Origin of the sequence: Exiguobacterium sp. AT1b (assembly GCF_000023045.1) — a bacterium.
Lineage (GTDB): Bacteria > Bacillota > Bacilli > Exiguobacteriales > Exiguobacteriaceae > Exiguobacterium.
In genome coordinates this window covers 2,901,977-2,923,106 of the sequence record NC_012673.1, presented here as the reverse complement: position 1 = coordinate 2,923,106, position 21,130 = coordinate 2,901,977, and the positions used below count along the sequence as shown (strand labels likewise).

Here is a 21,130-nt window from a genome sequence, read left to right as displayed (position 1 = left end):
TCACTCCTATGAAAAAGGCCATCGCACCAAGACGATGGCCAGAATAATTAATTTGTCGAGCGCGGTGGACGACGGTCCCCGTCACGACGTGGCGGACGGCTATCGCGAGGTGGGCGGCTTTCACGTGCTGCTTTCCGTTTCGCTTCGTATGCCTCACGCTCTTCAGGAGACAATCCTTCTAAGATGAGCGCTTTTCGTGATGCGTTGACACGACCTTTGTCATCGATTTCAGTGACTTTGACTTGAATCGAATCGCCGAGCTTCACAACATCCTCGACGTTCGCGACACGCTCAAGGCTGAATTCGGACACGTGTACGAGCGCATCTTTACCTTTGAACAACTCGACGAACGCGCCGAATTTTTCGATACGACGTACGGTAGCATCGTATACTTCACCGACGACGACTTCACGGACGATGTCACCGATCATTGACATGGCAAGATCGATTCCTTCTTGGTCCGTCGAGGCGATGAAGACCGTACCATCTTGTTCGATGTCGATTTTGACGCCCGTTTGGTCGATGATGCTGTTGATCATCTTACCGCCTGGTCCGATGACGTCGCGGATCTTATCCGGATTGATTGTCATCGTCACAATCTTCGGTGCATATTTCGACAATTGTGTACGTGGAGTCTCTAACGTCTCAAGCATGTGGTCAAGGATGTGTAAACGACCGACACGTGCCTGTTCAAGCGCTTCTTCTAAAATTTCACGCGTGATCCCGGCAATTTTGATATCCATTTGAAGGGCGGTGATCCCGTCTTTCGTTCCAGCTACTTTGAAGTCCATATCCCCAAGGTGGTCTTCAAGTCCTTGAATATCTGTCAAGACCGTGTAGTGTTCACCTTCCATGATAAGACCCATGGCAATCCCAGCGACTGGCGCTTTGATTGGCACACCTGCATCCATCAATGCGAGTGTCGACCCACAAATCGAAGCTTGTGAACTTGAACCGTTTGATTCGAGTACTTCCGAAACGAGACGAATCGTGTATGGGAAGTCTGCTTCTTTCGGAATGATTGGAAGAAGCGCACGCTCACCGAGTGCTCCGTGACCGATCTCACGACGACCTGGCGCACGGACCGGACGAGCTTCACCGACTGAGAACGGCGGGAAGTTATAGTGGTGCATAAAGCGCTTGTTCTCTTCAAGACCGATTCCATCGATGATTTGTGCGTCTCCGATGACACCGAGTGTCGCAACAGACATGACTTGTGTTTGACCTCGTGTGAAGAGACCGACACCGTGTGCACGTGGGAGTAATCCGACTTCTGATGCGAGCGGGCGAATCACGTCTGGACGACGTCCGTCTGGGCGGACTTTTTCGACCGTGATCAAGCGACGGACTTCATCTTTGACGAACTTGTTCAAGATGCCTGAAACTTCGCCGAGTTTTGAAGGCTCATCCGCAAGACGCGCTTCATACATCGCGACATACTTCGCAATCACTTCGTTGATGGCTTCGTCACGAGCGTGTTTCTCTTCCACTTGAACCGCTTCTACGATTTCAGGACGGGCTGCTTCGAGTTCAGCAGTAAGTGCCTCATCGTATTTCGAGACCGTGTATTCGAATTTAGGTTTTCCGACAGCTTCTACGATTTCTTGTTGGAATGCAATCAAACGCTTGATTTCTTCATGTCCAAACAAGATCGACTCGAGCATGACGTCCTCAGGTACTTCGTTCGCACCTGCTTCAACCATGTTGATGGCTGTCGATGTCCCTGCAACTTGAAGTTCAAGGTCCGTTTTCTCCAACTGAGCCGTCGTCGGGTTGATGACGAATTCGCCGTCCACACGGCCGACTGTCACGCCAGCGATTGGACCGTCAAACGGTACGTCAGAAATCGAGAGCGCGATTGACGTTCCGAGCATACCTGCCATTTCAGCCGAGCAATCTGGGTCGTTTGACATGACGTAAATCATGACTTGAATATCATGACGGAATCCGTCTGGGAAGAGTGGACGAATCGGGCGGTCGATGAGACGTGATGTCAAAATCGCGTTTTCACCCGGGCGACCTTCACGGCGAAGGAAACCACCTGGAATTTTACCGACCGAGTAAAGTTTCTCCTCATAGTTGACCGTCAACGGGAAGAAGTCTAAATCTTTTGGTGCTTTTGAAGCCGTAACTGTCGCAAGGACAACCGTATCTCCATAACGCACGAGTGCCGAACCGTTTGCTTGCTTCGCAAGTTGGCCGACCTCTACAGACAATGGGCGTCCGCCCCACTCTGTAGAGAATACTTGTTTCGTACCTAACATGTACATTCTCCTCTCAAACCTTATCTAGTTTATTATGTAACTCATTCCAACGAATGTCTAATCATTTTCCTTAAAAAAGAAGAAACGGACTAGGACGTTGTCCCAGCCCGTTAAACAGTCTCGATCGATTAACGACGGAGACCGAGGCGTTGAATCAATTCACGGTAACGTGTAACGTCCTTGTTACGAAGGTACGTAAGCAAGTTACGACGACGTCCAACCATTTTCAAGAGACCGCGACGTGAGTGGTGGTCTTTCTTGTGTGTACGAAGGTGGTCGTTCAATGTGTTGATTTGTTCAGTCAACACAGCCACTTGTACTTCTGGTGAACCTGTGTCACCTTGTTTTGTCGCGTATTCCGCGATAATTTCGTTTTTACGTTCTTTTGAGAGTGCCATTGCCTCTCCACCTCCATTTAATGAAAAATTGCCGCGTTGCCGAGCCGGCGTTGGTGAATCGACCAGCCAAGCGAAGCGGTGTACTTTGCGTACTTGACAAGGATAGCGTACCCGCTCCTGAAAGTCAAGATAGGATTGAGCGGGCTGCCACCTCATCTTCTTTCAGTTGAGCGACTAGCGCATCCAACCCGTCGAACGCGCGCTCGTTCCGAATATATTGAATCCACTCGATTTCGATGACTTGTCCATATAAATCCTCTGAGAAGTCGAAGAGGTGGCTTTCAACCGAGACCGATCCCGTCTCATAAAACGTCGGACGACGTCCAACATTCGTCATCGCACGGAACGTCCGTCCGTCCGGGAGCGTGACGCGAGTCGCGTATACACCTAATCGTGGCATGACGTATGATGCGTCCATCAACACGTTCGCCGTCGGGAAACCGATGGTGCGCCCACGTGCGTCACCGTGAATGACTTCTCCACAAATGACGTACGGAGAACCGAGTAACTCATGCGCTTCGTCGACACTTCCTTCAGCCAACAGCTTACGGATTCGAGTCGATGACACCTTTTCTCCGGTCATCGTCTGCTCTGTGACGACCGACGTCGTGAACTGGTCACGCGCGTGGTACGGAAGTGTCTCCATCGTCCCTTCTCCGAACTTGCCATATGAGTAATCAAAGCCAGCTGTCACGTGCACGGCTCCGGCACCGATCAAATAATCATCGACAAACTGTTGCGGAGAAAGTCCTGCTAGTTCCTTTGTGAACGTTAAGACAAGACAACGCTCAACCCCTAGTGCTTCAATTCGCTTCAGCTTTCGAGACAGCGGCGTGATATAACGCACTGCGTCTGGCTTATTTGAAAGTACTTGTTTCGGATGCGGGTCGAACGTGACGACCGTCACCGGTAGGTTGTGCTCCGCTGCCACACGCTTGGCGTGATGGATTACGGCTTGATGGCCCTTATGAACACCGTCGAAGAAACCGAGTACCATGACCGACGGATACACGTCCGGTGTTTCTGGATAGGTGAGATGTCTTGTTTCCATACTGTCAAATTCCCCCTTAGTCGATGGCCAGCATGACCTCGACTGTAGCGTCTGTCGTTCCTTCTTGTCTTCGATATAAAGCAAGAGGGATTCCTTCTTCATTATAGACAGTAAATAACTCAAATTCGAGCGAAACGCCGTTCAGCTTTCCGCCATTCCGAATATAATGCTCCCGATTCTTTGGAATCGTGATTGCCGGCCAGCGTTTGATGACATCCTCAAGTGGGATCACATGCGCCAATCGTTCTTCGACCGTTTCAAGAGACTGTAACGTTTCGAGCGATACCGCGTTCTCTTCCTCAAACGTTCCTGAGCTCGTCCGTCTGAGTTCGCTCATATGGGCAGGGTAACCGAGCTTCTCCCCGATCTGAACGGCGAGCGTTCGAATATACGTCCCTTTCCCACAGTCGATTTCCATTCGGAAGCGACAGACATCCGCTTCAAATGTCAATTCACTCGTCCGCTCCAGACGATGAATTTCGACCGTGCGTCGAGGCCGTTCGACGGTCTGTCCTTTCCGTGCATACTCGTACAACTTCTTCCCGTTTACTTTGACCGCTGAGTAGTACGGCGGGATTTGTTCAATCATCCCCGTCAATTGACGCATCGCCTCGTCAATCTGCGATTCGTCCAAATCGTTCGGTGTGACTGATTTCTGTGCGACGACCTCGCCATGCGCATCCTCGGTCATCGTGGCGGTACCAATCGTCACCTCGGCCACGTAACGTTTCCCTTCATCCGTGATAAAACGCGACAGCTTCGTGGCACGCCCTAAACAGATGGGTAGGACGCCTGTCACTTCCGGGTCAAGTGTACCTGTGTGTCCGACCTTTTTCGTCTGGAACAATTTTCGTAATTTAAATACGCAGTCATGACTCGTCATGCCAGCATCTTTATCGAGTACGAGCACTCCGTTCGGTTCCAATTTCATCCCTCCATATAAAAAAAGGGAGAACGACGTCTCCCCTTTCAAATTATTGATCTTTGTTCAAATCACGAATCAACGAATCGATATGGCTACCATATGCGACTGAAGAATCGTATTCAAACGAGATCTCTGGTGTTTTCCGAAGACGGATGCGGTTCCCAATTTCGCGACGGATAAATCCTTTCGCCTTATCGAGACCAGCTTGCGTTTCCGCTTTCACATCTTCCTCATCACCAAGCACCGTATAATAGACCGTTGCTTGTTGTAAGTCACCCGTTACATCAACGCTCGTAATCGTGGCGTTTTTTGTACGCGGGTCACTGACTTCCCGTAACAAGACATCTGTAATTTCTTTACGCATTTGCTCGGCAACACGTTGGGCACGAATTTTCATACGTGATCCCTCCTCACATTATTTACGTTCGACTTCTTTCATGACGAACGCTTCAATGACATCGTCTACTTTGATGTCATCAAATTTCTCTACTTTGATTCCACACTCATAACCAGTCGCCACTTCTTTCACGTCATCTTTGAAACGGCGAAGTGTATCGAGTTTACCTTCGTAAATCACGATCCCGTTACGAATGACACGGACACCGGCGTCACGTGTGATTTTACCTTCTGTCACATAACAACCTGCAATCGCACCGACTTTCGATACTTTGAAGACGTCACGGACTTCGACTTGACCTGTGATTTCTTCCACGAACTCTGGGTCAAGCATCCCTTTCATCGCGCTTTCGATTTCCTCGATCGCGTTGTAGATGATGCGGTGGAGACGCATTTCAACGTTCTCTTGTTCCGCCATCGAACGTGCGTTTCCGTCAGGACGGACGTTGAATCCGATGATGACGGCATTCGCAGCTGACGCGAGGATGACGTCACCTTCCGTGATCGCACCGACACCTTGGTGCACGATGTTGACTTTGACGCCTTCGACATCAATCTTGCGGAGTGAACCAGCCAATGCTTCAGCTGACCCTTGAACGTCTGCTTTGATGATGACGTTCAAGTCTTTTACTTCACCTTCTTGAATGCGGCTGAACAAGTCATCAAGACTTACTTTCGCCGACTCACGACGCTGTGACTCGAGGTAACGTTGGTAGCGTTTCTCCCCGATTGCACGTGCTTTCTTCTCATCTTCGAAGACGATGAACTGGTCACCGGCTTGTGGAACGTCGTTCAAACCAGTGATCTCAATCGGTGTAGATGGTCCGACTTGTTTCACACGGCGACCGATATCGTTGACCATCGCACGGACACGACCGAACGTGCTACCGACGACGATTGAGTCTCCGATACGAAGTGTACCGTGTTGAACGAGAAGTGTCGCAACCGGTCCACGTCCTTTGTCGAGTTTCGCCTCGATGACTGAACCACGAGCTGGCATGTCTGGTGTCGATTTGTATTCTTCGACTTCAGATACGAGAAGGATCATCTCGAGCAATTCATCGATCCCTTCGCCTTTAATGGCAGAAATCGGAACGAAAATCGTTTCGCCGCCCCACTCTTCAGGGATGAGACCGAACTCTGTCAACTCTTGTTTGACACGGTCAGGGTTTGCCCCTTCTTTGTCCATCTTGTTGACTGCTACGATGATTGGAACGTTCGCCGCCTTGGCGTGCGAGATCGCTTCCTCTGTTTGTGGCATGACGCCATCGTCAGCCGCAACGACGATGATCGCGATATCTGTCACTTCCGCACCGCGGGCACGCATCGTCGTGAAGGCCGCGTGACCTGGTGTATCGAGGAATGTGATTTTCTTATCGTTGACTTCGACTTGATAAGCACCGATGTGCTGCGTGATTCCACCTGCTTCTCCTGCGACGACTTTCGTGTTACGAATCGAGTCGAGAAGTGTCGTTTTCCCGTGGTCGACGTGACCCATGATGGTAACGACAGCTGGACGTTCTTCGAGGTCATATTGTGAGAAGTCGATCTCAACTGTTTCAAAGTCCGTCTCATCGACAACAACTTCTTTTTCAACCTCAAAGCCGAATTCTGCAGCGAGCAATTCAACCGTTTCATCATCAAGCGTTTGGTTGATGGTTGCCATGACACCGAGACCCATCAACTTCATGATGATTTCGTTTGGCTTTTTTTTCATTTTAGAAGCAAGGTCAGATACGCTCAGTACATCGTCATATTTGATGACGTTGCCCATCTCCGCCTCTTGCGCGAGACGTGCCGCTTTACGCTGACTCGTCTTCGAGTTTGGATCGGCTTCTTGTGGCACAGCTGCTTTTACCGGCTTGCCTTTGCCTTTCCCTTTTCCACGTTTTTTATTGCGTGGGTCGTTGTTTCGGTTATCGTTACGATTTTGTCCACCGCGATTGTTTTGACCGCCACGGTTTTGTTGTCCCGCTTGTGGACGTGACGCTTGTGCTTCTTTTTTCTCTTGCTTCGGCTCATTCGATGTTGAAGTCGCTTTCGCTTCCGCTTGTTTTTCAGCACGATACTTTTCAGGATTGAACACACGGTCCAATTGTTTTACCGTTTCCTCATCGAGGACGGCCATATGGTTTTTCACCGGTTTGTTCAATTTTTCTAATTGAGTAATGACTTGTTTACTCGTTACATTCTGTTCTTTTGCAAATTCATAGACGCGTTTTCCCAAAGCATCCACCTCCGTTAATAGTTAAGAGAGAAGTTGCTTAAGCTTGTTCGCAAATCCGGATTCTGTCACCGATACGACGACACGCATGTCTTTACCGAGTGCGGCACCGATTGTGTAGCGATCGCTCACTTCAATCAATGGCACTTGATAAGACGCACATTTGTCAGTGACTCGTTTTTTTGTCGAGGCACCTGCATCTCCGGCTAGAATGACGAGCTTGGCACGACCTGCTCGTACATCCTTTAATACAAACTCTTCTCCCATCGTTACTTTCCTCGCTCGAGCAGCAAGGCCTAACAATGATTCCCACTGGCTCATGATTCGCCACCTGCGACAGCTTTCAACTGTTCATACAAGTCGTCGCTCGTCTTTACTTTCAAGTGATGGTCGAGCGTCCGTTTTTTCTCTGCTTGACGAACGACTTCGATATCTTTTGATAAGTAAGCACCACGACCGTTCACTTTACCCGTCTGATCGATGACCACGTCACCTTCAGGCGTCCGAACGACACGAATCAATTCTTTTTTCGGGAGCATTTCCTGTGTGACCACACACTTACGCAAAGGAAGTTTCTTTTGCTTCATGGTCATTCCTCTTCTTTCACCGCAGTCGTTTCAACTGTAGCATCTGATAAGTCTTGTTCTACTTCATTTTGAACAATTTTTGGTTCTGATTCAACTTTTTCAGCGAACGTATCGAACAAATCAAGTGCTTCGGCATCCGTTTCACTCTTGATGTCGATTTTCCATCCTGTCAATTTCGCAGCGAGACGGGCGTTTTGACCACGTTTCCCGATTGCGAGTGACAATTGATAGTCCGGTACGACGACTGTCGTCGATTTTGCTGGCTCGTTGACATATACCGCAACGACCTGAGCCGGGCTGAGTGCGTTACGAACGAACTCTTTCGGGTCTTCAGACCAGCGGACAATATCAATTTTCTCGCCGTTCAATTCGTCGACGATTGTTTGAACACGTTGTCCTTTCGGTCCGACACATGCGCCGACCGGGTCGACGATATCCGAGTGTACAGCGATTTTCGAACGGTCACCCGCTTCACGCGATACTGACATCACGTCGACTGTCCCGTTTGAAATCTCAGGAACTTCGAGTTCGAACAAACGACGCAAAAGTCCCGGATGCGTACGCGAAACTTGAATCGCAGCACCTGAACCTTTTGTCGTTGAATCTACTTTTGTCACGTATACTTTGATGCGGTCATGGATTTGGTATGACTCGTTCGGCATCTGTTCATTCGGTGTCAATACGGCTTCGATGTTGTTCTCGAGACCGATATACAGGTTGCGTGGGTCGAAACGCTCCACGATTCCTGTCATGATTTCGTCTTCTTTGTCAGCGAAGTGGTTGTAGATGCGCTCGCGCTCCGCTTCACGCATCTTCTGTGTGACGACTTGTTTAGCTGTCATCGCCGCGACGCGTCCGAAATCACTCGGAGTGACTTCTTCTTTATGGAAATCACCGAGCTCATAGTTCGGATCGATTTCATGTGCTTCTTCGAGTGAGAGCTGTTGGTCCGGTTGCGTGAGGCGCTCTACGACTTCTAAAAGTGCATAGACACGGATATCCCCCGTCACCTGATCAAACTCGACTTTCACGTGCTCGTTCGGGTTCGCCACGTTGCGACGATACGCAGAAATAAGCGCTTGTTCGAGTGCATCGATAATGATATTTTTGTCGATTCCTTTTTCTTTGGCAATCTGATCGATTGTAGTGAGTAATTGTGGACCCATCTTCTTCCCTCTCCTTAACTAAACGTGACCGCTAAGCGGGCTTGTGCAATTTTGTCTACCGGTAGCGATACCGCTTTTTTTCTTGTCTTGATGCGTGTCTCGATCACGACCGTTTCCCCATCATATGCCGTCAAAATTCCTTCAAACTCTTTGGCACCATCGATCGGAGCGAACGTTTTCATGTAGACATTTTTGCCTACCGCACGTTCAAAATCGCTCGGCTTTTTCAGCGGACGCTCCGCACCAGGACTCGAGACATCAAGATAATAAGCCTGTTCAATCGGATCGGTTTCGTTTAGTTTTTCCGAGAGCTGTTCATTGATATTGACGCAATCGTCCAAATCGACGCCCCCCGGCTTATCGATATAGACGCGCAAAAACCAGTCTGGACCTTCCTTAACGAATTCCACATCGACCAATTCCATGTTTTCCCGTTCTACGATCGGCAACGCAATCGATTCAACGACTTCTGTTATTTTGGACACTCTCATCCCTCCTTCTGGCTTTTACATACAAGAAAGGAGTAGGGTTCCCTACTCCTTTCCGTCGTAGTATCCAACTTTGTTCGATACCAATATATCATATTTTCCCGATAAATCGCAACTTACACCCCAAAATCAAAGAATGAGAGTTGGTTCTCATCAGGCAGACCTTCGAGACATTTCATCGTATCGAGTGTCTCGATGACCGTTTTCGAAAGTTTCGCACGTTTCCGCAAATCTTCTTTCGAAAGGAACTGTCCTTCTTCTCTCGCTTCGACGATTGCTTTCGCCGCATTCGTTCCAAGGCCGTCGACCGCATTGAACGGTGGAATCAGCGTATTGTCTTCAATCAAGAACTCTGTCGCGCTCGACCGATACAAGTCGATGTTTTGGAACTTCATACCCCGCTCGAGCATTTCGAGCGCCAGTTCGAGGACCGTGTGCAGTCCTTTATCCTTCGCCGTCGCATCGAACCCTTTTTCTCGGATATCCGACATCGCCTTACGAACGGCCTGAGGACCTTTGATCATTGCGGACAAATCAAAATCTCCCGCCCGAACGGTAAAGTACGTCGCGTAGTACAGAATCGGATGATGCACTTTGAAGTATGCAATCCGAACCGCCATCAAGACGTAGGCAGTCGCGTGCGCTTTCGGGAACATGTACTTGATTTTCTTACAAGACGAGATATACCATTCCGGCACGTCATTCTCCCGCATCTCGGACTCCATCTCTTCCGTGAGTCCTTTCCCTTTCCGGACGGACTCCATGATTTTAAAGGCGAATGATGGTTCGAGGCCTGCATAAATCAGATAGACCATGATGTCGTCTCGACAACCGATGACATCTTTCAGTTCGCACGTCCCGTTATAAATCAATTCGTTCGCGTTCCCGAGCCAGACGTCTGTTCCGTGGGATAGACCAGAGATTTGAACGAGCTCCGAGAACGTCGACGGTTTTGTCTCTTCAAGCATCTGACGGACGAACTTCGTCCCGAATTCTGGAATCCCGAGCGTCCCGGTTTTCGATTCAATCTGTTCCGGTGTCACCCCAAGCACTTCTGGTGAAGAAAAAATCTTCATGACAGTCGGATCATCCGTCGGAATCGTCTTCGGATCGATACCAGACAAGTCCTGTAACATCCGGATGACGGTCGGGTCATCATGCCCGAGAATATCGAGTTTCAATAAGTTGTCATGGATGGAGTGGAAGTCAAAGTGAGTCGTCTTCCACTCAGATGAATTGTCATCCGCCGGATACTGGATCGGAGAAATGTCCGCGATGTCCATGTAGTCCGGTACGACGATGATCCCCCCTGGGTGTTGCCCTGTCGTCCGTTTCACCCCGGTGACCCCGGACACGAGACGGTCCACCTCGGCGTTCCGGTAAATCTTATCGTTCTCGGTCGCATAGCCTTTCACGTATCCATAAGCCGTCTTGTCGGCAATCGTTCCGATTGTCCCGGCACGATACACATACTCTTCTCCGAACAGCACTTTTGTATAGGCGTGGGCATGCGGTTGATATTCACCTGAGAAGTTCAAGTCGATATCTGGTACTTTGTCCCCTTTGAAACCGAGGAACGTCTCGAACGGAATGTCATGACCGTCTTTTTTGTACCACGTGCCGCACTCCGGGCACTCCTTGTCCGGTAAGTCATATCCCGACCCGACCGACCCGTCGTTGAAGAAATGTGAGTGCTGACAGTTCGGACAGACGTAGTGAGGTGGTAGCGGGTTGACTTCGGTGATTTCCGTCATCGTTGCGACGAGACTCGAACCGACCGACCCACGCGACCCGACCAGATACCCATCATCGAGTGATTTTTTAACGAGTTTATGCGAAATCAAATAAATGACGGCGAACCCGTGGCCGATAATCGACTTGAGCTCTTTCTCAAGACGTGCCTCCACGATCTCAGGCAGCTCGTCCCCGTAGATGGAGCGAGCCATGTCATAGCTCATATTCCGAACTTCATCATCCGCACCTTCAATTTTCGGCGTATACAAATCATCCGGGATGATTTGTATCGACTCAATCTGGTCGGCGATCGCATTCGGATTCGTGATGACGATTTCACGCGCTAAATCGTCACCTAAAAACTTGAACTCTTCCATCATTTCCTTCGTCGTCCGAAAGTGCGCATGTGGTAATTCTTTACGCGTATTGATAAAGTTCGCTCCACCTTGGGTACGAATCAAAATCTCGCGATAAGACCGGTCGGACCGATCTAGATAGTGCACATTCCCTGTCGCACAAACCGGTAACTCGGCCTTCTCGGCGACACGAATGATGCGCTTAATGATTTCGCGGAGTTCTAACTCATTCGCCACAATCTCTTTATCAATTAAATGATGGTAGAGTGCCGGCGGGTGAATCTCGATAAAGTCGTAAAACGACATCATCTTCTCGAGTTCATCATCCGACTTGTTCAAGGCGGCGTCAAAAATCTCCCCGTTATCGCAAGCTGAACCAATCAACAGTCCTTCCCGTCGCTTCACGAGCTCGGAACGTGGCATGCGTGCCATCCGATACAAGTAATCGATGTGAGATAAGGAGATGAGCTCATATAAATGACGAAGTCCTGGCTTTTTATTTTTAGCGTAGATAGTCGCATGGAACGGACGAATCTTCGATACGTCACTCCCGACTTTCGCGTTCAACGAGCGATGTGTCGTCATCTCGAACATCTGCTTAGCGAGATCGAGTAGCTTCATGAGCAAATATGCTGTTGCTTCCGCATCATAAATGGCACGGTGATGTTGTGTCAGTTCGATATCGAATCGCTTCGCGAGTGTGTTGAGCCGGTGATTCTTCAACGTCGGCATCAACGTTCGAGCAAGTTCGAGCGTATCGATGACCGGATAATCGTCTGGTTCATGTCCTCCGCTACGGAGAGTCGCCTCAAGGAAGCCCATATCGAATGACGCGTTATGGGCGACGAGAATGCTGTCGCCACACCAATCGACGAACCGTTTCGTGATCACTTCCGGGTCCGGTTGACCTTGGACCATGTCATCCGTGATCCCTGTCAATTCAATCGTGGTCGCTGACAAGGCATGTTTCGGGTCTGCGAACGCCTCAAACCGGTCAATGATTTCCCCGTCCTTGATTTTAACCCCAGCAAGTTCGATGATTTTATTGTAGACGGCAGAAAGTCCCGTCGTCTCGACGTCGAAGACGACGTATGTCGCATCTTCCAATGCCACATCGGTCGCATGATAGGCGACGGGGACACCATCGTTGACGACGTTCGCCTCGACTCCGTATAACACTTTAATGTCGTTTTTCTTCCCGGCATAATACGCTTCTGGGAACGCCTGGACTCCGGCATGGTCGGTAATGGCAATGGCACGATGTCCCCATTTCGCAGCACGGGCGACGAGCGCCGAGACGTTTGTGACGGCATCCATTTGGCTCATCTGAGTATGCGCGTGAAGTTCGACACGCTTCTCGCCTTCCCATTCGTCACGTGGCGGTTCGACCTTCACTTCTTGAAGTTGAGATGCCATCATACATAGTTCGCGCATGAACGAATCATCTTCGACCCGCCCAGCTGTTTGAATCCACATGCCTTTTTTGACGGCACTGAGCATACGGTCGTCATCGTCATCGCGGGCAAATACTTTCACAATCAATGAGTCGGTGTAATCCGTCATCTTGAACGTAAACAGTTTCTTCCCACTCTTCAATTCTTTCCGTTCTGCCGAGAAGACGAGTCCACGAATCGCGACACGTCGTTCTTCCTCGATAATCGTCTTGATTGGGACGATTTCATCTTTAATGAGCGCACCCATCCGGATTTCTGTGATCGGTTCGTCATTCGTTTCTGTCGCCTTGGCGAATTGGGCAGCCAGTGCCATTTTCGCTTGTTCGATGTCTTCTTGAACGACCTGTTCGCGAAGGGCCTGATTCGCCTCAGCGTCTTCCGAAAATTGAGCCTGACACGGTTTTTTCGTGAACCCATAGGCACTATAGAGCGCCTGCACTTCTTGACAGAGCTCTTTGTCCACATAACTCGCCTCAGGTGCGGAACGCACTGGAATCATAAGTTTGTTCTGCTCGAATCGTGGCGAAACGGAACCGAAATAACTGCGCATCGCGCCAGATACTTGGCTCAACTCGCTGACGATTCGTGGCCAATAGTCGATATAGTCTTGCTCACTTCCACCAGCTGTTGTCGAGAACCGAGCGTATACCTCATCCGCGAACGTCGCATAACGGCTTTCTAATCGACTCATGAACAATTGATGCACGTCGTATGGCAATACTTTTGGAAATGAAAAATAAAACGTCCACGTCCGTCGCTTCTTGTTGACGACGAGCCGTGAGAGTTCGGCCTGATCAAACAGGTCCGTCTCGGTCGTGATCCCAAGGTCACTTAATAATAATTGCATCTTTTGATTTGCTTCCACGGGTCCGTCTTTCCCCCTTTATGCCAATTCGACAAATGAAGGTGACCGCTTCCGCTGTCACCTTCATCCATTAATGAACTTCGCTAAATTTTGAAGCGATGACTTCTTTCAATTCATCGATTGATGTTTCAATCACTTCACCTGTTGCACGTACTTTCACTTCAACGATGCCTTCGCCGGCTTTTTTCCCGACGTTCACGCGAATCGGAAGTCCAATCAAATCTGCATCTGCAAACTTGACGCCCGCGCGTTCTTTTCGGTCGTCGAACAAGACATCGTATGTTTGACCAAGCTCTTCATAAAGACGGTTCGCCAACTCGACTTGCGTCTCATCTTTTGCATTGATTGCGATCAAATGGAGATCGAACGGCGCCACGTTACGTGGCCAAACGATTCCACGGTCGTCGTGATGTTGTTCGACGATGGCTGAAAGTGTGCGTGACACTCCGATGCCGTAGCAACCCATGATGAGTGGTTCGGCACGACCCTCTTCGTTGAGGAACGTCGCACCCATCGCTTCTGAATATCGTGTTCCGAGTTTAAATACTTGCCCCACTTCAATCCCACGAGCAAAACGAACCGGACCGGACTCATCCGGTGCCAAATCGCCTTCGACAACGAAACGTAAATCGTGGTATGTCATTTCGGCAAGGTCGCGCGCAGCGTTTACACCCGTGTAGTGTGTGTTCGCCTCGTTGGCACCACAGACTGCATCCACTAAGTACTTGACCGCATAGTCGGCAACGACTTTGACCGGAGCGTTAATCGGTCCGAGTGTACCTGGCGCACAGTTGAACAACTCAACGATTTTCGCTTCTTCTTCAAGTTGAATGTCGAGTCCACCGAGTGCGTTCTTCACTTTGACTTCGTTCGCTTCGTGGTCGCCACGAACGATTGCCATGACGGTTTCGCCATCCACGTTGAACAAGACAGATTTGATTGTCGTTTTCGGATCCACGTTCAAGAATGCTGCCACATCTTCAATCGTACGATTCTCTTCCGTGTCCACTTTTTCGAGTGGACGAACGTCAGCTTGCTGCATCTCATAACGGTCGAGCGTTTCGGCCATCTCGATGTTCGCCGCATAGTTCGACGTGTCCGTGTAGACAATCGTGTCTTCCCCGATATCCGCAAGCGCTTGGAATTCATGCGTATCTTTCCCGCCGATTGCCCCAGAGTCCGCGACGACCGGACGATACTTCAGTCCTGTGCGGTCGAAGATGCGTGAGTACGCATTATACATGTTTGTATATTCTTCATCTAAGTCTTCTTGTGTCGCGTGGAATGAGTAGGCGTCTTTCATCAAGAACTCACGTCCGCGGAGCAACCCGAAACGTGGACGACGCTCATCACGATACTTCGTTTGAATCTGGTACAAGTTCATCGGAAGTTTTTTATACGAGTTGAGCTCGTCTCGGACGATCGATGTGATCAATTCTTCGTGTGTCGCACCGAGTGCGAAACGACGGTCATGACGGTCCGTCAAGCGCATCAACTCAGGACCGTAAATGCCCCAACGTCCTGTCTCTTCCCAAAGTTCTGCCGGTTGAATGGCAGGCATCAATAACTCTTGTGCACCGGCACGATTCATCTCTTCACGGATGATTGTTTGGATGTTGTGTAACACCTTATGTCCGAGTGGAAGATAAGAATAAATTCCTGCCGCATTTTGACGGATGAATCCTCCACGGACGAGGAGTTGATGGCTGACCGCTTCCGCGTCAGCCGGAACTTCTCTCAATGTAGGCATGAGCAATCTAGATTGTTTCATACAGTTCAACGTTTCCCTTCTCTACAAACAGCTTATTTAAAGAATGATTGAATGTCGTTCCAAGTGACAATCAACATTAAAATCATCAAGAGTGCGAATCCGATAAAGTGGACGAATCCTTCTTTTTTCGGATCGATTGGACGTCCGCGTACCGCTTCGAACAAGAGGAAAATCAAACGTCCTCCGTCTAACGCTGGCAATGGGAGCAAGTTGAAGATAGCAAGGTTGACGGAGAGAAGCGCTGTCCAGTTCAATAGCATGATCAAACCGCTCGCCGCTACTTCATCTGTCATCCGTACAATCCCGACCGGACCTGCTAGTTGATCGACACCGACTTGTCCTGTCACCAAATCACCGACCGCAGAGAAGATGAGCGTCGACATCGTCCATGTCGTTTCCGCTCCCGTCGTCACGGCTTTGACCGGTGATCGCTCGAGTGCGTTCGTGACACCAAGAATCCCGACCGTCTCTCCGTTTTGTTCGACTGCTTGTGGTGTGAGGGTGACAGTTGCTTCCTCCCCATCACGGACATACGTGACTTCCGTAGGGGTGTCCGCCCGGTCTTCTAAAGCAGATCGTAAGTCGAGCCAATCGGTAATCGGCTCACCTTCAATCGATACGATTTCATCCCCGCTCATCAAACCAGCCTCATCAGCGGCTGAATCCGGTTGAACCGTACCGATTTGACCATCGTTCGTCGGGGTTCCTTGAACGAGCCCCACAATAATGAGCAAGATGAACGCCAAGACGAAGTTCATCGCCGGACCGGCTGCGATGGCCAAGACACGTTTCCAAACCGACTGGGCTCCAAATGTTCGATCATACGGTGCGATTTGAATTTCCATCCCTTGGTCGACAAGGAGTGTGTCTCGCTCTAATGAATAGACACGCACTTCCTCATCGATGAGAAGTTGCACTTTCAACTCATGTGTCGAATCGAACTTATCGACGGTTCCTACGACATGGACATCTGTAGCCGTGTCCGGTTGGAAGTAGACACGATCGACCGTCCCCTGTTCGGTGAGCCGGAGTCCGACATGCTGACCCGCACGGACTTCAATCGGTTCAAAATCTTCTCCGGCCATTTTGACGTAGCCACCGATTGGTAAAAGACGAATGGTATAGAGCGTTTCATTTTTACGGAATGAAACAATTTTTGGACCGAATCCGATTGCAAACTCGTGACAGAGAATGCCTGCCCGTTTCGCCATGACGAGGTGTCCCCATTCGTGTACCGAAATGAGAACGCCAAACATCAAAACGATGGCGATAAAAGTCGTCATGATTTATTCCCCACCTTCAATTCCTTGCTGAATCTGTTGACGTACTGCTCGGTCAACTTCTAGAATTTGCGCGAGCGTCGGCTCGGCGATGACCTCATGTCGAGCCATCGCATCTTCGACGAGTCGTTCAATCTCTAAAAACGTAATCTGACCGTTCAAGAATAGGTCTACTGCCACTTCATTGGCTGCATTCAGGACGGTCGGCATAGAACCACCGGCTCTTCCTGCTTCGAACGCTAACCGGAGTGCCGGGTAGCGATTGAAATCAGCCTCTTCAAAATGCAGCTTTCCGATTTCCTTCAAGTTTAACCGCTTATTCCCCTCGATTTCAAGCCGCTTCGGTCCCGATAGCGCATAAAGGATCGGACCACGCATATCCGGGTTTCCGAGCTGGGCCATCACGGCAGCATCTTTAAATTCGACCATCGAATGAATAATCGATTCACGATGTAAGATGACTTCAATATCATTATAATCGATATCGAACAGCCAGTGTGCCTCGATGACTTCAAGGCCTTTGTTGAACATCGTCGCCGAATCGATGGTGATTTTTGCTCCCATTGACCAGTTCGGATGATTCAGTGCGTCTTCAACAGTCACATCAGCCAGCTCATCGCGTGAACGATCACGGAAACTACCGCCTGAAGCCGTTAGAATAATCTTGGATACATCTTCTCTTCGTTCCCCGTTCAAACATTGATAGATCGCGGAGTGTTCACTGTCGACAGGCAACAGGTTGACCCCATGTTCTTTCACGGCCGCTTTGACAAGATGTCCTGCGGTAACGAGTGTTTCCTTGTTGGCGAGTGCAATATCTTTCCCTGCTTGAATCGCCGCAAGCGTCGGTTCAAGTCCAACTGCTCCAACGACTGCCGTCACGACGATGTCAGCCCGTTCTGCCGTCGCACACTCCTTCAGCCCCTCCGGTCCAATAAAATAGAGAGGTTCATATGTAAGACGCGGCTTCAACTGTTCGAGTACTTCGATACTCGTTGCCGACACATATTTTGGTCTAAGTCGATTGATCCATTCCGTGGCGACCTCGACGTTCGTTCCGAACGCATACGCCTCAAGTTCAAACAGGTCAGGGTGCTGTTCGATGACGTCACAAGTTTGAACGCCAATCGAACCAGTCCCCCCAATTAAGCTAATTCGCTTCATCTCGACACTCCTTTTTAAAGCAGATTAAACACCCAAATGACGGTAAAGACCGCAATCATACTATCAAACCGGTCTAAAATGCCACCATGTCCCGGTAACAGATGACCTGAATCTTTGACTCCGTACTGGCGCTTATAAGCAGACTGCACCAAATCCCCGAGCTGTCCGACTACCGCCACGACAATCGCTAAAATGACGACCTCGATCATCGGCAAGATCGGATCAATCCAGACGAAGATGATACCGAGTACAATCGCAGAAACAATGCCCCCAATCGCTCCTTCAATCGTCTTATTCGGACTAATCGATGGCCATAACTTGGCTTTCCCGAATGCTTTTCCGGTAAAATACGCTCCCGAGTCTGTCGCCCAAATCATAAACAAGATTAGCAGCACTTTCGATAGACCGTCCTCAGAGAGCCGGACTAACGCAAAACTAGAGAAACCGACGACTAAATAGACGGCTGAAACGAAGTAAAAACTGGCATCTTCATACGTGAATCGATTTTTCGTGACCACTGTCCAAAACAGCAACAACACGAGCCCTAAGACGAGCCATTGTTCAATCGAGAACGGAAGTTCATCCGTGACAACTTGAGTCTCGAGCAATAATAAGAGGAACGGGAACGCCACGAGGAGCGCTGTCACCAAGAACGGAAACGCCAACAGCTTATGCTGTCGCATCAACGTGAATTCACTCAATCCGATGAGTGCCAAAATCCCCATCAATGAAACAAAGGCATTGCCTCCAAGCGCAATCACCGTGATAAAGATGGCTCCTGCCCATAGTCCTGTAATAATACGTGTCTTCATGTTACACCCCACCAAAACGTCGCGTGCGCGCGTTGTATGATTCAATCGCTTCTACAAAATGCTCACGCTTAAATTCCGGCCACAATACTTCTGTGAAATGAAGTTCAGCATACGCGCTTTGCCATAATAAAAAGTTAGAGAGTCGTTGCTCACCGCTCGTCCGAATAACGAGATCCACGTCTTGAACGTGTGTCATGAGTCGTTCACCAATCATACGGTCATCGATGTCGTCTGCTCGAACCGAACCGGACTGAACGTCTACTGCAATGCTCCGCATCGCTTGAACGAGCTCATCTCGTCCCCCGTAGTTGAGTGCGAAGACAAGGTTCAATCCTGTGTTCGCAACGGTCCGCTCTCTCGCTTCATCAACGGCTTCGCGTGTCTCTCGTGGGAGTTTCGACGTATCTCCCGCAACGAGCACCCGTACATTCTGTTCATGGAGTTCTTTCAAATCGGTCTCCAAAAACTGTTTCGGCAGTTTCATCAAGAATGAGACTTCCTCTTCCGGACGAGTCCAATTCTCTGTAGAGAACGCATAAAGCGTCAGAGACCGAATCCCGAGTTCCTGCGCTGTTCGTACCGCTTCCCGGATGGACTTCATCCCTTCCCGGTGACCCATGATGCGAGGGAGACCACGTTTTTTGGCCCAGCGTCCATTTCCATCCATGATGATGGCTACGTGCTCAGGAACACTTAACTCCGCCTCGATTTTCGTTTTAGGATTCACCCATTTAAACATTCTGTTATCCTCCTGATTGTATGAAAGAAGGACCCTCTCAGAAAAAGGGTCCCCACACAGCTTTTTGGTATACCACTTCCGTGATTACACTTCCATGATTTCTTTTTCTTTAATTGCTGCAGATTCATCAATCTTCTTGATATACGAATCCGTCAACGTTTGAACGTCATCTGCATATCCGCGGAGATCGTCTTCTGTTAACTCGCCATCTTTCTCGAGTTTCTTCAAGTTTTCGTTTGCATCACGACGTACGTTACGGACAGCGACCTTCGCTTCTTCTGCGTATTTTTTCGTGATTTTAACTAATTCTTTACGACGTTCTTCCGTCAATGCAGGAATCGCCAAACGGATGACCGTACCGTCAGATGATGGAGACAAGCCGAGGTCTGCCTTTTGAATCGCTTTCTCTACTTCAGAAACCATCGACTTATCCCATGGTTGAATCAAAAGTAGACGCGCTTCTGGTGTATTGATGTTTGCCACTTGATTGAGTGGTGTTGGGACACCATAGTAATCAACTTGGACAGGATCCAAAATCGATGCGCTGGCACGGCCAGTGCGAAGCGTTCCAAAATCACGTTTAAGTGAAGAATGCGCTTTTTCCATTTTTTCTTCAGCTGTTTTCAATACTTCTTTGACACTCATGAATTGACTCCTCCTACTACCGTCCCGATATGTTCCCCGAGAACGACACGTTTAATGTTACCTTCTTCAAGCAATGAGAATACAATCAATGGAATGTGGTTGTCCATACAAAGTGACGTTGCTGTCGAGTCCATGACTTGAAGTCCATCCTTTAAGACGTCAAGGTAAGACAGCGTATCGTACTTCACTGCCGTCGCATCCAATTTCGGATCGGCTGAATAGACGCCGTCCACATTGTTTTTACCCATTAAAATGACATCAGCTTCAATTTCAGCCGCACGGAGGGCAGCTGTTGTGTCCGTTGAGAAATATGGGTTACCTGTGCCGGCCGCAAAGATGACGACGCGTCCTTTTTCAAGATGACGCATTGCGCGACGACGAATGTATGGTTCAGCAACTTGTCGCATTTCAATTGATGTTTGGACGCGCGTTTGGACACCGTACGTTTCAAGGCTATCTTGAAGAGCAAGTGAGTTCAATACAGTTGCGAGCATACCCATGTAATCTGCGTTTGCCCGATCCATCCCGAGTTCACTACCCGTCTTTCCACGCCAAATGTTTCCGGCACCTACAACAACGGCGACTTCTACACCCATCTCGATCAATTCTTTAATTTGACTTGAGATTGAGTTTACAATGTTAGGGTCGATCCCGTAACCTTGATCTCCAGCGAGCGCTTCTCCACTCAATTTTAACACAATTCGTTTATATTTCGGTTCCATAACTTTGCCTCCTCTTGCTTGAAAAAAGGGAACACGCTCCCTTAACGAACTAACTCAAGGTTATACAGACGTGTTCCCAATTTTAGTTG

At 49.3% G+C, this 21,130-nt stretch carries 18 protein-coding genes; all 18 read right to left on the bottom strand.

The annotated features are described in order from the left end of the window. Positions 1-47: 47 nt before the first annotated feature. Positions 48-2,264 (bottom strand): polyribonucleotide nucleotidyltransferase, encoded by a 2,217-nt coding sequence (gene pnp / locus EAT1B_RS15110; protein ID WP_015881434.1) that lies wholly within the window; start codon positions 2,262-2,264, stop codon positions 48-50. 128 nt (positions 2,265-2,392) lie between these two features. Next, complete coding sequence (rpsO, locus tag EAT1B_RS15105) at positions 2,393-2,662, bottom strand: 30S ribosomal protein S15 (protein ID WP_015881433.1); 270 nt, start codon at positions 2,660-2,662, stop codon at positions 2,393-2,395. A gap of 124 nt (positions 2,663-2,786) precedes the next feature. Next, a complete protein-coding gene (locus EAT1B_RS15100) occupies positions 2,787-3,713 on the bottom strand; it encodes a bifunctional riboflavin kinase/FAD synthetase (protein ID WP_015881432.1) in 927 nt (308 codons plus the stop codon). 16 nt (positions 3,714-3,729) lie between these two features. Further along, complete coding sequence (gene truB, locus EAT1B_RS15095) at positions 3,730-4,644, bottom strand: tRNA pseudouridine(55) synthase TruB (protein ID WP_193343252.1); 915 nt, start codon at positions 4,642-4,644, stop codon at positions 3,730-3,732. A gap of 43 nt (positions 4,645-4,687) precedes the next feature. Beyond that, complete coding sequence (gene rbfA, locus EAT1B_RS15090) at positions 4,688-5,035, bottom strand: 30S ribosome-binding factor RbfA (protein WP_015881430.1); 348 nt, start codon at positions 5,033-5,035, stop codon at positions 4,688-4,690. Between the two features lie 18 nt (positions 5,036-5,053). Next, positions 5,054-7,261, bottom strand: coding sequence for a translation initiation factor IF-2 (gene infB / locus EAT1B_RS15085; protein ID WP_015881429.1), 2,208 nt, complete (start codon positions 7,259-7,261; stop codon positions 5,054-5,056). Positions 7,262-7,282: 21 nt separating this feature from the next. Then, positions 7,283-7,579 (bottom strand): YlxQ family RNA-binding protein, encoded by a 297-nt coding sequence (locus EAT1B_RS15080; RefSeq protein ID WP_015881428.1) that lies wholly within the window; start codon positions 7,577-7,579, stop codon positions 7,283-7,285. Then, a complete protein-coding gene (gene rnpM / locus EAT1B_RS15075) occupies positions 7,576-7,851 on the bottom strand; it encodes an RNase P modulator RnpM (protein ID WP_193343251.1) in 276 nt (91 codons plus the stop codon). Before rnpM ends, EAT1B_RS15080 begins: the two co-directional genes overlap by 4 nt. Then, a complete protein-coding gene (gene nusA / locus EAT1B_RS15070; RefSeq protein WP_015881426.1) occupies positions 7,848-9,011 on the bottom strand; it encodes a transcription termination factor NusA in 1,164 nt (387 codons plus the stop codon). Before nusA ends, rnpM begins: the two co-directional genes overlap by 4 nt. A gap of 14 nt (positions 9,012-9,025) precedes the next feature. Continuing rightward, positions 9,026-9,502, bottom strand: coding sequence for a ribosome maturation factor RimP (rimP, locus tag EAT1B_RS15065; RefSeq protein WP_193343250.1), 477 nt, complete (start codon positions 9,500-9,502; stop codon positions 9,026-9,028). A gap of 113 nt (positions 9,503-9,615) precedes the next feature. Next, positions 9,616-13,908, bottom strand: a complete 4,293-nt coding sequence (locus EAT1B_RS15060; RefSeq protein ID WP_015881424.1) for a PolC-type DNA polymerase III — start codon at positions 13,906-13,908, stop codon at positions 9,616-9,618. A 70-nt stretch (positions 13,909-13,978) separates the two neighbouring features. Beyond that, a complete protein-coding gene (locus tag EAT1B_RS15055) occupies positions 13,979-15,679 on the bottom strand; it encodes a proline--tRNA ligase (RefSeq protein WP_031421704.1) in 1,701 nt (566 codons plus the stop codon). 32 nt (positions 15,680-15,711) lie between these two features. Then, positions 15,712-16,962 carry an RIP metalloprotease RseP gene (rseP, locus tag EAT1B_RS15050; protein WP_015881422.1) on the bottom strand — a complete coding sequence of 417 codons (1,251 nt, stop codon included), beginning with the start codon at positions 16,960-16,962 and terminating at the stop codon, positions 15,712-15,714. A gap of 3 nt (positions 16,963-16,965) precedes the next feature. Continuing rightward, positions 16,966-18,123: a 1-deoxy-D-xylulose-5-phosphate reductoisomerase gene (dxr, locus tag EAT1B_RS15045; protein WP_015881421.1), complete on the bottom strand. Its 1,158-nt coding sequence runs from the start codon at positions 18,121-18,123 to the stop codon at positions 16,966-16,968. Positions 18,124-18,137: 14 nt separating this feature from the next. Then, complete coding sequence (locus EAT1B_RS15040) at positions 18,138-18,935, bottom strand: phosphatidate cytidylyltransferase (protein ID WP_015881420.1); 798 nt, start codon at positions 18,933-18,935, stop codon at positions 18,138-18,140. A gap of 1 nt (position 18,936) precedes the next feature. Further along, positions 18,937-19,674 (bottom strand): isoprenyl transferase, encoded by a 738-nt coding sequence (locus EAT1B_RS15035; protein ID WP_015881419.1) that lies wholly within the window; start codon positions 19,672-19,674, stop codon positions 18,937-18,939. Positions 19,675-19,758: 84 nt separating this feature from the next. Then, positions 19,759-20,319, bottom strand: a complete 561-nt coding sequence (gene frr / locus EAT1B_RS15030) for a ribosome recycling factor (protein WP_015881418.1) — start codon at positions 20,317-20,319, stop codon at positions 19,759-19,761. Next, positions 20,316-21,041 carry a UMP kinase gene (pyrH, locus tag EAT1B_RS15025; RefSeq protein ID WP_015881417.1) on the bottom strand — a complete coding sequence of 242 codons (726 nt, stop codon included), beginning with the start codon at positions 21,039-21,041 and terminating at the stop codon, positions 20,316-20,318. The genes frr and pyrH overlap by 4 nt, the downstream gene beginning before the upstream one ends. Positions 21,042-21,130 lie beyond the last annotated feature (89 nt).